The sequence below is a fragment of the Bacillus sp. Nf3 genome (assembly GCF_003028545.1).
Classification (GTDB): domain Bacteria; phylum Bacillota; class Bacilli; order Bacillales; family Bacillaceae; genus Bacillus; species Bacillus safensis.
Genome location: NZ_PYUA01000001.1, coordinates 271,606 through 285,002, shown reverse-complemented (window position 1 = coordinate 285,002; position 13,397 = coordinate 271,606). Strand labels below are relative to the sequence as shown.

Below are 13,397 nucleotides of genomic sequence, written 5' to 3'. Positions count from 1 at the left end.
TCTTTATCCCAAACCAAGCAGCTTCATGATCGCCTTCTTTTCTTCAGCTTTTTCCGACATATCTACAATTAAGTCCATCGGGAAATAAAGTTTATGATCGGTTCTTCGTTTACCGGAAATGGCGTCAACAATATCTGACTGTCTCGACAGTTCTTTAATATGACCGCTTTGCGTCAAAAGGTGAATTGGCAGCCTCTCTTCTTCCTCTCCTGGTCTATAAAAGTCATAGGGCAAGTCAGAAGACGAGTCGACCACTAAATAGTAGTCAGGATCAATTCCTGCCTCCTTAAACAAGGCGGTCAGCTTGAAATATTTCGTCATTTCTTCATTTGGATTAAACTCTGTATACTGGAACAATCGGCGGTTCATAAAACGGCGGCACAAATCGGCCAGCACATGATCTTCTTCGTCTTCCCACGCCTGAAAATAAAATAAAACAATGGATTCATCCAGCTTAATATAGTCCTCTGTGGTGACATTTCCCTCAAAGATTGAGTAAAAATGAACTGGGGCATGTGTAAAAATATAACCCGTTTCATGCAGCTCTTTTGCACGATGAAGGATTTTCGTTAAAATGACTTCCGCACTGCGTGTCACTGGATGGAAATAGACTTGCCAGTACATTTGATAGCGGCTCATAATATAATCTTCTACCGCATGCATCCCGCTCTGCTTCATCACAATCTGATCTTCTCTCGGGCGCATCACACGTAAAATACGTTCCATATCAAAGTGGCCGTAGCTGACGCCTGTATAGTAGGCATCACGCTGCAAATAGTCCATTCGGTCGGCATCGATTTGACTTGAGATCAAACTAACCACCTGTTTGTTTTGATACGTTTTGGCAATGACTTCAGCCACATGCTTCGGGAAATCATCACTCACCCGGCGGAGCACTTCATTGACTTCCGTCTGCCCTAAAATAATATCTCTTGTAAACGATTCATGGTCTAAGTGGAAGACCTTTTCAAAGGAGTGAGAAAATGGACCATGTCCGAGGTCATGAAGCAAGGCTGCACTAAGTACAAGCTCGCGCTCTCCTTCATCCCATTCAGGCCGCCCTTTAAACACATCATCCACAATTCGTCTCACAATCTCGTATACACCGAGTGAATGATTGAATCGGCTGTGTTCTGCACCATGAAACGTCAAATACGTGGTTCCTAGCTGTTTAATCCGTCTCAGGCGCTGAAATTCTCTTGTTCCTATTAAATCCCATATTAATGCGTCCCTTACATGAACATAACGGTGCACAGGATCTTTAAATACCTTTTCCTCAGATAATTTACCTTTTGGATACGCCATCGTTTCGTCCCTCTTTTTTTAAGACGTGTTTCTATTATATCGGGTAACTTTTCCCGAAAACATCCTTGAATTTGTTGGTGAATGTGTTCTCAAAGATTGCACGGACGTAAAAAGCCCGACCTGACAGGGACGGACCTCTTTTTAGGTCGACTGAACACATTCAGTGACATTTATTTGACTTTTTTTTGAACCTTTTCGAGTAATTCATCTTCTGTTGGTGCGGATAATGGGCGATTGTTCACAAACGCAAAAGCCTTTTTTCGTCCTGGACCACAATAGGATTGACAGCCAATCTCAATTTTTGCATCAGGGTCAACCGATTTGAGTCGAGGCAATAACGTCTTTAGGTTCGTCGCATCACAATCGTCACATACGCGAAACTCATTAGCCATGGTCTTACGCTTCCTTTCAATGATGATACTTCATTCTATATGAAACAGTTGGACAGCCAATCGTGAATAATATACCACCCAACATTGTACATCGAAGCGGCTGGACTTGCAAGACGCTTTGCCGCCCCAATGACGCGTTTACATAAAAGCTAGTATTTTCCACTATCCTTTTAGCAAACTTGTATAAACCTTCTTGAACTTGGCTAATCTAATACCATCAAATCATATGGGGGTTTAAACACATGTCAAAACAAAGACAAGATGCTTGGTCAGAGGAAAATGATCTCCTCCTGGCAGAAACCGTCTTACGTCACGTCAGAGAGGGCAGTACGCAGCTAAATGCGTTTGAAGAAGTAGGAGACAAGCTGAACCGCACCTCCGCAGCATGCGGATTTAGATGGAACGCTGTCGTGAGGCATCAATATGAAAAAGCGTTGGCACTAGCCAAAAAACAACGAAAACAACGGATGCGTGCACTTGGCAATGGCCAGCCTGCGAAAAAACGATTACTTTATCAGCCGCAAGTAGAAGAAACGGTCACTCAGGAGGAATTCTCCCAGGAATTGGAGCCAGCAAAGGAAGAAACATTTGCACCAGCTGCTGAAACTGCCGAACAGCTTCAGTTTGTGGATCAAAGCTACAATGAAGAGTTAGCTAGTTTATCACATTTATTGTCACAGGCTTCTCCTGCCCCAAATACCGCAGAGAAAAAGCCGGAAGCAAATCCATTTAGGCAGCATCAAGAATTAACCATCGACGATATCATTGATTTCTTACGCCGTTATGAAGGCGATGGTCAGCAATCCACTGCCTTACGTATGGAAAACAGCCGCTTAAAAAGAGAAAACAATGAGCTTTCTCATAAAGTCTCGCAGCTAGAAGCTGAAGTAAAAAAGCTTGAAAAGGATCAGCTCACGATTCAAGAAGATTATGAAACACTCGTCAAAATCATGAACCGTGCAAGAAAACTAGTTTTGTTTGAAGAAGACGATAGTGCCGCACCAACCTTTAAAATGGATCGGAACGGCAACCTCGAAAAAATGGCAGAATAACAAAAAGTGCTCCCCGCCTCGGGAAGCACTTTTTTAAATGCCCAAAAATAGCATCACACTAAAAAGGACATTGATCAAAAACACGAACATAAAAATATACCTGACCTGCCTTACTTGAAAATCACCAAACATAAAAATATAAAGACCTGCAATGCCAAGTGTCAGTACAGGCTGAAGAAATGGCACTAAAAGCGAAATGCCGTAGCCGGCTCCCATGATGACAGGAAGCCATAGTAAATAGAGGTAACCGCCATTTTTGGATTTCAAGAAACCACTCCCTCTCTTTCTTCTATCTGCTTGATTTCAGGCTGAACAAACTTGAGTCCGGCTATTGTGCGGCCGCGTTTTTGTGATGTCCAAACCACAATCGCCGGCTGCTCTGTCAGAGATTCTGTATCAATGGTGATTAGCACTTTGTCATGTAATTCAATTGAAGCTTCAGACTCGATTTTACACCCAGATAAACTAATATCATGTATATTCACCGGCACCTTCTCTTCTAACCGGTCCTCATAGACTAGCGTGCCTGCCACACCTTGCAATGGTCTTCTCATCCATTTGCGCCGAATAGCCTTTGGTACTTTCTCCGTTTCTCTTACAAAGCGGAGAAATGTCCGAACAGCATAGGATTTTTTCTCACGATCCGTTATCGATACGTGCTCTCGTGTGAATAAGAAGCGGATCAGTGATAGGTACTGTGATTTTTCTGTGTTAGTAAAAGCCACACCAACCATCAGCTTGTCTCCCTCCGAATGACTCCAGACCACATCACATGCCACACTTTCATTCTCTGAAAAGGATAATTGCATTTGTCCTTGATTTAGAGAAGAAGCTTGATCCAATGGAATGGATAGACGTGCACCTGAATCACTCATATCTAGTAGAAAACAAGCAATCGACTCATCTTGATGATCAGAACGGAGCTGCCCCTCTTTTTCAATGACAAACCGCTCTGATTTTCGATAACGCGGACGATCAAACGCCACAATAAGTGCCATGAACAGCCCTGCACCGTTATAAAGTACCCAAAAAATATTAATCAACGTGAGATCAGCATTCATCGTCCCATTTACTTTCATATCGTATCCTATTTTCACAAGGACAAGCAATGAGAGCAGCAAGAAGATCAAATGAGGAATCATCGTTTTCAAATGGAAATGTCTCTTGTCCGTTTGAATTCCCTTCGGCGTGACAAGAAATTCAACCCTCTTCTTCAAAAACAGCTCACTTAAAGCCACACCAGCCAGGTGGAATGCCATAGAGCTTTCATAAATATGACTCCAAAACATACTTCTTTTTTGATTCGACACCAGTTTAAACGCTAAATACGAACTAAAGAACGCCGGCAGCCAAAACATGAAAATGGACTGAAAATCGGCCCAGAAACTTTGAATACCAAATAATAAAAACAATATCGGTGTAAGAATGTAAATCATTTTAAACAAACCGTTAAACCAATACACAATGCCATCTAAATAAAGAACGCGCTGCATAAGCGTTAAGCCGCGAACCTTCAATGGATTAAACTTACGGGCACACTGAATGTTCCCTCTCGACCACCGGTCTCGCTGCTTTAACAGATCAAGCCAGCTTTCAGGTGCCAGACCGACAGCTAATACCTCTCCGACAGACACAGATTTGAACTTCCCTTGGAGAAGCATTCCTGTCGCCATGTCTTCTGTAATTACCCCAGTAGCAAATCCGCCAATTTCCTCTAATGCTGTTCTTCTAAATACCGTATTACTCCCGACATACATGACCGCATTGAATCGATCTTTACCAGCTTGGAGGGTTTGCATGAAGAAGTCCTGCTCATTTGGAATTCGATCCTTCGAGAACATATTATATTGGAAAGGATCTTCGTTATAAAACGCCTGTGGAACTTGAACAAATGCAGTCGCTCCATCATGAAAGTAAGGCACTGTCTTTTCTAAAAAGGCAGGAAGCGGGACCATATCAGCATCAAGTGTGAGAATTAGCTCCCCATTCGTTTGAGACATCGCATGGTTTAAATTCCCCGCCTTAGCAAACTTGTTATCCGTTCTTGTCAGATAATGAACACCAAACTCAGAAGCAAGCTGCTCTACAGACTCCCTCTTGCCATCATCACATAAATAAATATGGACGCTGCCTTTTGGATAAGACAGATTCAAACAACCTGCAACCGTGCGTTTTAGCACTTCAATTGGTTCATTATATGTAGCTATGAAAATATCAACTGTTGGCAGCCTTTCAAGATCACTGATCATGACTTGTTTCCGATTTGAAGGCTTCCAAACAAGTGTATAAAACACAAGCAGCTGTAAAAATCCAATACATTCACAGGCCACAAGCAAGATGCCCATTATCATATTAAATGTACCTTCATGCGGAAGTGTAAAGAAGAGGCGCCAGCAAATGTATGCGGCATTTGTTAACACACAGAGCACAATGATGATTTTTTTAATCGTAGAGGCCATTGGCTGAATACGATACATCACATACAACAAAGACAAAACACAAAGCATAAACAGCGGGTAATACGTGGTGATGAATGACAATACATTTTCCTTCTTTCTTATGTCATAAAGGACTATCACATATATAAAATTTCATAACAAAGGAGGGGATTCTTCCATTACATTGCCCCTCCAAATCTATATAAATCATTTCCACAATCTATCTAACTGATTTGAATAAAAATCAATCGCCTTTCGATAACTCAAAATAGCAGAATCGTTTGTCGTCTCAGTTAAACAGTTCAGTAATATTTCCATCGATTTGCTATGTTCCTTCAAATTATACAAAGTCATGGCATAAAACGTTTGAATGGCTTTATTATGCGGATAAGCTTCCATCGCATGCAGGAATATCTGTTTTGACTTTTCATATTCCCCTAAGGTTCTGTATGTACTTCCTAACCCTAGTAAAGCGTCTTCTAGTTCTTCTGAAGACAATCCTAACTCAATGGCCCTTTCATAAAAAAAGACAGCTTGTTTTTCCTTTCCTAACACATCATAACTCCAAGCACATTGATAGTGAATGGAGGCATGGTCTGGATACTCTTCTACAAGACGGGTGAGCATGTCATTGGATTCTTGAAGATGTCCACTTTCTCGAAGTTCAATGGCTTTCAGAAGTTTCGTTTCCATTACATCACCCCTAATTTTTAAGATGGAAAGATGTGTTTACGAGAACACTTTCTCATTTCGCTCAATCATCCGCGTCATATTTTTCTCAAACTCTAGCTGTTCCTCGGTGGTCAGTCCTGAAGCTGTCAGTTGGTCGCTCAGCTTTTGGAGTTCTTCTAGTAAAAGACGCATGAGAAGCGCACAGTCAATTGGTTCTCCAGTTAATTCTGATAGGGATGCCATCGTATCCGGCTGTATATCAGGGAATACCGCTTTCACCTCATGTCGTTTATCCTTTAAGGCCACCTCATAAAAACGGCGAATCAAATCAGCTCGTTTTTGACCGCTTCCATCTGCACACAAATAGATTTGCACAGCGACCCCTCCGCGTAATCTACGCTGAGAAATGCCGGCAAATTTCTTTCCATTGATACTCAAATCGTAGCTGCCTGGACAGTAAGAGCCGACAATTTCATAAGCTTCAATGTCCACCTCATACACCGACAGCATCCGGCGGATCAATTCCACCATCGCATCATACCCGCGGTCAATATCAATGCCCTTCTTTTGTTCAGCAAAGATTAAAGACACATTCAGTACGCCTTCATCCAGTACCACAGCAAGACCGCCTGAATTGCGCACAATCACACGATATCCTTCATCCTCAAGCAGCTTTACACCATCTTGGAGAAAAGGAAGTCTTGTATCCTGAATCCCAAGCACAATCGTATTGTGATGCACCCAAGAACGGGCTGTCGCTGGTGAGAGGCCCTTCCCCACCGACGCGCAAAGCGTATCATCCATCGCAAAGGATTGCTTTGGGTCTACATAGAGACCTAGGCTCGATTGATCTATGATTCGCCATGTCGGCTGTGTCAATAACTCAATAGGTTCATTTTTCATGTCCTGCATATCCTCTCGTTCATAAACTGTGTTTATTATAACATGGGAGGAATGGAGGGAGAATGCAAAAAAGCTCCATAACATTTGGCGTCACAGAGCGTTTCAGTTAGATGATTTTGTTTTCTTGTTCTTCCTTTTCGAGATGAAATAAACAGCTGCAATTAAAACGACAGGAACCCCAACCACGAGGCATGCAGCGATCAATGTATTCCACGGCAAATTGATCATCTCCTTAATAAACTAAACTTCTATGAAACAGCCCTCATTTACCCAGCTCAACAAGTCTTCAGCGACCAGTTCCGCATGCTGAGGGTCCATCACACCAGTATCGACGATCCACACTTTTTTCTCCTCTTCTGCCTGCCGCATGAGAAGTACTCGCCCGCCGCCATCGTCACCAATTGCTGCATAGCCGCTTGCATACTGCTGAACCTCCCACGTTGCATTGCGTTCCACTATGTCCTCAGTTCCGTATAGTAGAACATCGCCTCCAACAGAACATCCATTTGTCTGTTTCAACAATTCCTTATAAGCATGGGGCAGCACCATGTTTAGCTGGGATTCTGCCTCTTTGATATGTATGTCACTTGCTGGTTTGTTCACGTGCAAATTTAGGATTTGAGTTAAATTGAGCATTTTAAGAGCCTCCTCTATGTTAAGCAGCTGATTTTTTCATGACCCTTTTATACATCTTTAAAAGAAAATAGCCTCATCTAGAACTATAGACAGCCATTTTATCTATTACAGCATTTCTTTTAGCAAACTCTCTGCTTTATGTAATTCATCTAGAAAGGGGTTTAAATAATCATTGTAACTATCCAAATAAGCTCTTACCCCGCCAATGATCAACATCTTTTGGAGATCTTCATTGTTCTGAATGATCCTTTGTGCATCCTTATATCTTTTGTATATTAATTGGAGAACACCTTGATTGATTTTTTGGGAATAGTCTTTTTCTAGGATGTTGATGACGGTTTGGATTTGTTTCGTTAGTTCTTGTTTTTTGTTCATTGAACGCTCCTAAAGAATCAGCATTTTTTATTCTCTTGTCAATTCAACAAGCTATCCCTGAGTGTATCTGATCATTATCGTTCTTAAGCAGGTATATCGATTCAACTATTATTATATTTCAAATAACCCTTAAAAGTTTATAGACTTTCAAGGGTTTAAAGACATCATCTCTTACTAATAAATATCAAGTCGTTGACAATTAAACCTTATAAAATCGCCTTCATTTATATCTCCTGGTAAATTGTTATCCAATTCTAATAAAAGTCCGCCTACTCTCACTTTTTCATCATGCTTATCAATTAATTGTCCTAAGAAGCTATAGCTAAAATTATCATCTAATTTTTCAATTCTATACTCTGACAATTCAGCTTTCACTAGGTCTGACACATCTAAACAATAAATAGGCTCTAATAGTTCACTTTCTTCACGGTAATTTAATGGTTGAGCAAAACACATTATTTCCAGTTCACCATCTGTTACAATCACTTCAGCTTCTGAAGCTTCTTGTGAAATCCAGTTTATTTTTTTTATTTTCAATACGATCACCCTTTTTTACTTCTTTGTTTTTATCCCTAAACTTGGTGCTTTTTTAGAAAGTTCTTTAACCGATTTTATATGAAATGTGGTAATATTCCCTGTTTTTCTATCAAGCCCAACAAAACCATATTTTGCACTTCCCTTTCCACCAACAAGCCTCACATAACCATTCAGTTCTGGTACATATTTCCCCTTCTGAATAACGTGATTTGCATCTTTAAGGTAATTTTTGATATTGTATTGATTTTTACCCATTGCATCCATTATCTCTTTACTATGCTTTTCATAATGAATAATAGCTTGATCACCTTTGAATTTAATCAGGTCACCCGCACCTTTAGCCGTCTTTTCAATCCTCTTCACATTCTTCCCTTGATCCAACCTAAAAACATATTTCCCAACCTTCACTATCTTCGTCATTGGGATAATAGAGGCTGCGGATAGGGCTTGGTCTGTTCTACTGATGTTTTGGCTGGTTTCTGGGTCTTTGCCAGTAACGGCTCGGTAGCCGTCGTAGATGCCGCTGTATTCTAGGATGATGTTTTCGGTGGTTGAGACAACTTGACCATCTAAAATGCGTTTAGCGTTGCCACGGCTGCGGCTTTCTGGGATTTTGTCGACTTCTTCTATTCTTATTTCGCCGTTTGCGATATACGTGCGGATGAGTTGTTTATTGGCGTAAACGGTGTATCTTCCGCCAATAAAATTAATATCCGATGGGTCCGTGACGACTTCATCTGCGATGTCGAATTCTTTTAACTTTTTAATGCCTTTTACGTTGAATAGTTTACCATTTATGACCCTGATGTCTCTATGAATCTTATTTTTCCCGTTCACGGCTTCCCTTTGCAATGTCGTAAACGACGGATCGTTTGCTGTGATTTGTTTACTGATGTTTTTATGGGTGTCATTCCGAACAACCGTCTCCACATTCGCTTGTTGTTTCTCTTTCAGTTTCTTCAGCATGATGATCATTGGATTGTCTTTTGGGTTGTCTATTTTGTCGTTCAATCCACTGATGGTGCTGCTTACTTTTTCTTCTTTTCCATCTTTGAAAATAGATCCCTTTTGATAGCTCGTGATGTCGATTTTAGGGCCGGTGAACATGGTACTCAAGGTATCTATGTATTGCTTCATTGTTTGAAGGGAGCTTTTGGTTTCATGTAAAGCATTTTTCTGCTCCCTGTCAAATGCATGAAGCAGACCAATGGTTTTTGAGGTCTCAAGCCATGCCTTTTGATAGTTTTGCTGAAAAGCTGATTCGTCTACACTTGGCAAGTGAACAATATGACCAACTCTTCCGATGGCGTGGTTTACCTCTGATACGATTTCAGAAATCGTACGTTCAGCTTTTTTTAAGCCTTGATCAAGATCATCTTCGATAAACGCTTGTGAGATAAAGCCGTGCTCGTTTGATTCTAGTGCATGAAGAGTCTGCTTTGTGTTTTTCAATGCAGCGCTATATTCCTCAATGACGACCTGAAAGAATTGCAGGAAGGGAATATGGCATTCTGTATAGAAGGCGCGGATGGCTTGTCCCGCCTCTCCCTTTAGTGCGCCGTCGAGTGAGATGATGTGATGGATTTGTTTTTCTAAGGAGCTGATTTGCTGTGACTGCTGCTTTAACGTATTCAGCGTTTGATCTATTCCGTTTATTAGCCCAAAGGCGTCAAGGGTTTTCATTGCGTTCTCCTTTATTTTCTTTTACTGCTGGAAGCAAGCGCCTTGTCCGTTTCAATCATGGTGTTCACCGCTTGTTCTGTTTGTACAAGCTGTTTCTGAAGGATGCCTATATAAGATGTACTTAATTCGTTCAGCTGTTGATTAATCTTTTCTAATGAGTCTGCTGTCAGGAGCTGATTTCTTCCTTTGATGGTTGTTGGAAGGGCTGCATTCATTTGAGCGCCTGATTGTTTTGCTTGCTGTAATACTCGTTTGACCTGACTGGCATCTATTTTAATTTCTCTCGTCATGTGACTACCCTCTTTTTTCTTCCTGCTTTTCTTTCTCTATTTTTCTTTCAACCGAATGAATTTCATTTTCTAACGAATGAATCTCCGATGTGAAATCACTAATTATCTCATCAATTCGATTTAATAGATTGGTTAGCTGTACACCTTTTATTTCCTGACTGGCAGAAGCCATTTCGTCTCGAATGTCATCAAACGTGTCTGCCAAATGGCCAAACCATGTATGTGATGTCAGATCCGGATGAGTGATTTTCTTGCTGGCATCTGACAGGGTTAATTTTGCCTCTTTGATTTCTTTGCGGCACAGGTTGAGTTCGATGATTTGTTCTTTTTTTATAGATATATCTGCCTTTAATGAATACAAGGCTGTTTTATAACCGATGATTGCTCCAGATATGGTCAAACACCTCTATCCCTTAAATAGTCCTCCGTTATGTTACCATTTACTAGAACAAGAGGCATATGATTGAAAGTGAATTGACCAAAAAATGAATCGTACGTATTGGGTTTTAATACCTATTTCTAACGCGCAAAAAAGCTGAATTCATTTACTGAATCCAGCTTTTTATTGCTTATTTGAGCGAATCACTCGCTGATGCTGATGGATGATCGCTAAATGAGGTGTCTTTCTTTTCAGGAATATAATTCAGAGAGAAACCAACAAGACTAAAAAAGGCACTTAACACCAGTGTTGGGTTTTTGAATAGATTCGTACTTGCAATAATCATATCTCCCTTTTGCAAGACAATCCCTAGTATTTGACCAAATACCAACAGGGCTCCTGACGTTAAGAACAGGACAAGCAGCACTTTAAATAATAATTCCATTAATGCTCTCATGTGTTTCTCCTTTCTATACTGGAAGTATTCCCATTCCGATGAGCCAGCCAATTCCCACGATCGGCAGCATATAGTAGAGAATCAGTGGTATAAAGGTTTTCTCAGGTTTGGCTCCTGCAAGACCAGAAGCAATGAAAATCGATCCTGATGCCGGCGGGGAAGCGCCTTCTGTCGATGAAAAAGCAAGAATGGCGACAACAGCCACAACTGGATCCACTCCGACTGAGACTAAAGCTGAAAACGAGACAAGTCCAACAGCTGTTAATGTGGCTGTAGAAGATAATGGTCCAGCCACCAGCGTGACAAGAATTCCCACAATGAGTACCATGAGCCATTTCGGAATGGTAAGTACTGATGTGATTTGCGTCAAATCTTCTGCCAATCCTAATTCAGCAAGCACCTGGCTTGCCGCAACAGCAAACAGCATCAAGGCACCGATCGTTGTAAATTTAGGAATGGCCGACTTGAAAAACTGAGACCAATCAAGTGCAGACGCCTTTTTTCTCCCGATCGTTAAACTAATCAACATCATGAGAATCGGAATCCACGTAATTAAAGAAATGTGATCCATTGCCTCTGGTCCAATGTTTGGATTACTTTTTAAGTAGTTTGCCAGTGGACCAATTGTGATAATGATAGGAATCAAGGCACCGAAAAAAATAAAGATCGACTTCCACCCTTGTTTCACAGCTTCCCTAAAAGGAAGAATATCATCTGGCGGCATGGCCTGAATTTTATTCTTTTTCACCAGAATATACACCAAAATAAATCGGTATACGACTTGATACAGTCCTCCTATTAGAAGCGCAATATATAAATCTCCCTCAGATACAAGGGCTGCAATTGGTGCAAACCCCAGCATGATAAACATGGAAGAGTTCGGAGGCAGTGCCGCTCCAAGTCCGCCATTCCCTGCTAAAATGGTCGCTGTATGGGTTCGGCTCCAGCCTGATTTAATCATCCAAGAGGCCGTGATAGAGCCAGTGGCAGCTGTGTTTGCAGAATTTGAACCCGAAAGAGCACCTAAGACTGCTGAGCCTAACGTACTCATATAAGCCGCTCCACCAGGAAGTTTACCTACAACCGAATTTAAGATTCGCAAGAGTGCATGAATTAATTCCAGCTTTTCAATTAAATAAGCCATGAATACAAATGCGACAGCTGCATAGAGCACCTCATATGTGGATGCGAATTTTAATCCATCCCAGAAAAGTCTTAATGCATCCAATCCGCCAAATAATGTGGTTGCAATAAAGCCTAATAGCATGGCTTCTCCCATATTCCGTTTCACGACGACATTCCATATAATGATGACAGCTATGAATACAATCAACGCAATAAAACCCATATCGTTTTTTCGCCTCCCCTTTGTTAAATAAAACGCTTACAATTTATTACCCCTGCTGCATCACGTCAATGACTTCTTCCCAGCTGGCCGGCTTTTTCCCATTAAACCGTTCAACGAATTGAAAGTCTGCTAATCTCTCTAGCTTCTGTTGCGCTGCCCGAGACATGCTGGCATCAACCTCTGCTTCATCTAACATTTCAATAGAGCCAAGAAGCTCGATCGCTCGTCGTTTTGCATGTAATGCACTCCCTGTCACAAGACGGTTCATGGTCTCTTCAAAACTTTTGCTATCCATTGTATCGCTTAATGAAGAAATCACTTGTTGTTCCACATTATATTTTTTGGAAATTTCCAAAAATTCAATCATGAGACCAACGATCCCCTTCATATAAACACTTCTGATCAGCTTTAAGGCAGAAGCATCTCCTGGCTGGTCACTGATTTTTGTGATATTCATGCCATAAGCATTCATTACTTTCATGAATTGGTCAGTTCCACTGCCGCTTGCCGTGATTGGAACCTTGTGTTTGTTGACTGGAAGAGGCCCTAGCATGGCAGCATCTACGAATAGAGCTTTTTGCTTTTCAATTTCGTTTGCCACTTGTTTTTTGATGTCTGGTGTTGATGCTGACACATCTACATATAGTTGATTCTTTTTCAAACTTCCCGTTACAGATTGTGCCACTTCTAAGGTTTTATTCGCTGGCACAGCTGCAATCACAATATCAGATTTCTCAATGACTTCGCTGATACTGCTGGTTAATTGAACTCCTGTCTGCGATGCTTTCTCTTTCAACGCGCCAGCTAATTTCTCATTTTGTAATAGTACATCATACGCGTAAAATTGATCTAATCCTTCTGTTTTCAATCCCGTTGATAGCTCATATGCTGCTTCTCCATAACCGATAAAGCCTATCTTCATCACCGATT

16 protein-coding genes are annotated in these 13,397 nt (G+C 41.1%); 1 reads left to right on the top strand and 15 read right to left on the bottom strand.

Features of this window, described 5'->3' with window-relative positions; translation table 11 throughout:
- Positions 1–3 precede the first annotated feature (3 nt).
- Together C9414_RS01405 and C9414_RS01400 are read right to left on the bottom strand one after the other, a co-directional pair.
- Positions 4–1,305, bottom strand: a complete 1,302-nt coding sequence (locus tag C9414_RS01405) for an HD domain-containing protein (RefSeq protein WP_007497716.1) — start codon at positions 1,303–1,305, stop codon at positions 4–6.
- A gap of 170 nt (positions 1,306–1,475) precedes the next feature.
- Positions 1,476–1,697, bottom strand: a complete 222-nt coding sequence (locus C9414_RS01400; protein ID WP_003215259.1) for a YuzB family protein — start codon at positions 1,695–1,697, stop codon at positions 1,476–1,478.
- A gap of 242 nt (positions 1,698–1,939) precedes the next feature.
- Between C9414_RS01400 and C9414_RS01395 the strand changes: the two genes are divergently transcribed.
- Positions 1,940–2,749 carry an RsfA family transcriptional regulator gene (locus C9414_RS01395; RefSeq protein ID WP_034281253.1) on the top strand — a complete coding sequence of 270 codons (810 nt, stop codon included), beginning with the start codon at positions 1,940–1,942 and terminating at the stop codon, positions 2,747–2,749.
- 33 nt (positions 2,750–2,782) lie between these two features.
- On the opposite strand, the gene C9414_RS01390 is transcribed toward C9414_RS01395, so the two are convergent.
- The 13 genes from C9414_RS01390 to C9414_RS01330 form a co-directional block, all read right to left on the bottom strand.
- Positions 2,783–3,016: a DUF5970 family protein gene (locus tag C9414_RS01390; RefSeq protein ID WP_024426379.1), complete on the bottom strand. Its 234-nt coding sequence runs from the start codon at positions 3,014–3,016 to the stop codon at positions 2,783–2,785.
- On the bottom strand, positions 3,013–5,289 hold the full coding sequence (locus C9414_RS01385) for a glycosyltransferase (protein ID WP_107162915.1): 2,277 nt from the start codon (positions 5,287–5,289) through the stop codon (positions 3,013–3,015). Before C9414_RS01385 ends, C9414_RS01390 begins: the two co-directional genes overlap by 4 nt.
- A gap of 105 nt (positions 5,290–5,394) precedes the next feature.
- On the bottom strand, positions 5,395–5,880 hold the full coding sequence (locus tag C9414_RS01380) for a tetratricopeptide repeat protein (RefSeq protein WP_107162914.1): 486 nt from the start codon (positions 5,878–5,880) through the stop codon (positions 5,395–5,397).
- 36 nt (positions 5,881–5,916) lie between these two features.
- Entirely contained in the window at positions 5,917–6,762 is an 846-nt protein-coding gene (gene lipL, locus C9414_RS01375; RefSeq protein ID WP_107162913.1) for an octanoyl-[GcvH]:protein N-octanoyltransferase, read from the bottom strand.
- A 240-nt stretch (positions 6,763–7,002) separates the two neighbouring features.
- Positions 7,003–7,416: an SMI1/KNR4 family protein gene (locus C9414_RS01370; RefSeq protein WP_258182566.1), complete on the bottom strand. Its 414-nt coding sequence runs from the start codon at positions 7,414–7,416 to the stop codon at positions 7,003–7,005.
- A gap of 87 nt (positions 7,417–7,503) precedes the next feature.
- Positions 7,504–7,773 carry a hypothetical protein gene (locus C9414_RS01365; protein ID WP_039182236.1) on the bottom strand — a complete coding sequence of 90 codons (270 nt, stop codon included), beginning with the start codon at positions 7,771–7,773 and terminating at the stop codon, positions 7,504–7,506.
- 174 nt (positions 7,774–7,947) lie between these two features.
- Complete coding sequence (locus tag C9414_RS01360; RefSeq protein WP_107163159.1) at positions 7,948–8,310, bottom strand: hypothetical protein; 363 nt, start codon at positions 8,308–8,310, stop codon at positions 7,948–7,950.
- 15 nt (positions 8,311–8,325) lie between these two features.
- Positions 8,326–9,993: a T7SS effector LXG polymorphic toxin gene (locus C9414_RS01355; protein ID WP_107162911.1), complete on the bottom strand. Its 1,668-nt coding sequence runs from the start codon at positions 9,991–9,993 to the stop codon at positions 8,326–8,328.
- Between the two features lie 11 nt (positions 9,994–10,004).
- The gene (locus C9414_RS01350) at positions 10,005–10,283 is read right to left on the bottom strand and encodes a YwqI/YxiC family protein (protein ID WP_107162910.1); all 279 of its coding nucleotides are present in this window, start codon (positions 10,281–10,283) and stop codon (positions 10,005–10,007) included.
- A gap of 4 nt (positions 10,284–10,287) precedes the next feature.
- On the bottom strand, positions 10,288–10,677 hold the full coding sequence (locus C9414_RS01345; protein WP_107163158.1) for a YwqH-like family protein: 390 nt from the start codon (positions 10,675–10,677) through the stop codon (positions 10,288–10,290).
- Positions 10,678–10,852: 175 nt separating this feature from the next.
- Positions 10,853–11,119: a hypothetical protein gene (locus tag C9414_RS01340; RefSeq protein ID WP_041087759.1), complete on the bottom strand. Its 267-nt coding sequence runs from the start codon at positions 11,117–11,119 to the stop codon at positions 10,853–10,855.
- Positions 11,120–11,132: 13 nt separating this feature from the next.
- On the bottom strand, positions 11,133–12,467 hold the full coding sequence (locus C9414_RS01335; protein ID WP_047202597.1) for a TRAP transporter large permease subunit: 1,335 nt from the start codon (positions 12,465–12,467) through the stop codon (positions 11,133–11,135).
- Between the two features lie 46 nt (positions 12,468–12,513).
- Positions 12,514–13,389 (bottom strand): NAD(P)-dependent oxidoreductase, encoded by an 876-nt coding sequence (locus C9414_RS01330; protein ID WP_041087755.1) that lies wholly within the window; start codon positions 13,387–13,389, stop codon positions 12,514–12,516.
- Positions 13,390–13,397: the final 8 nt, after the last annotated feature.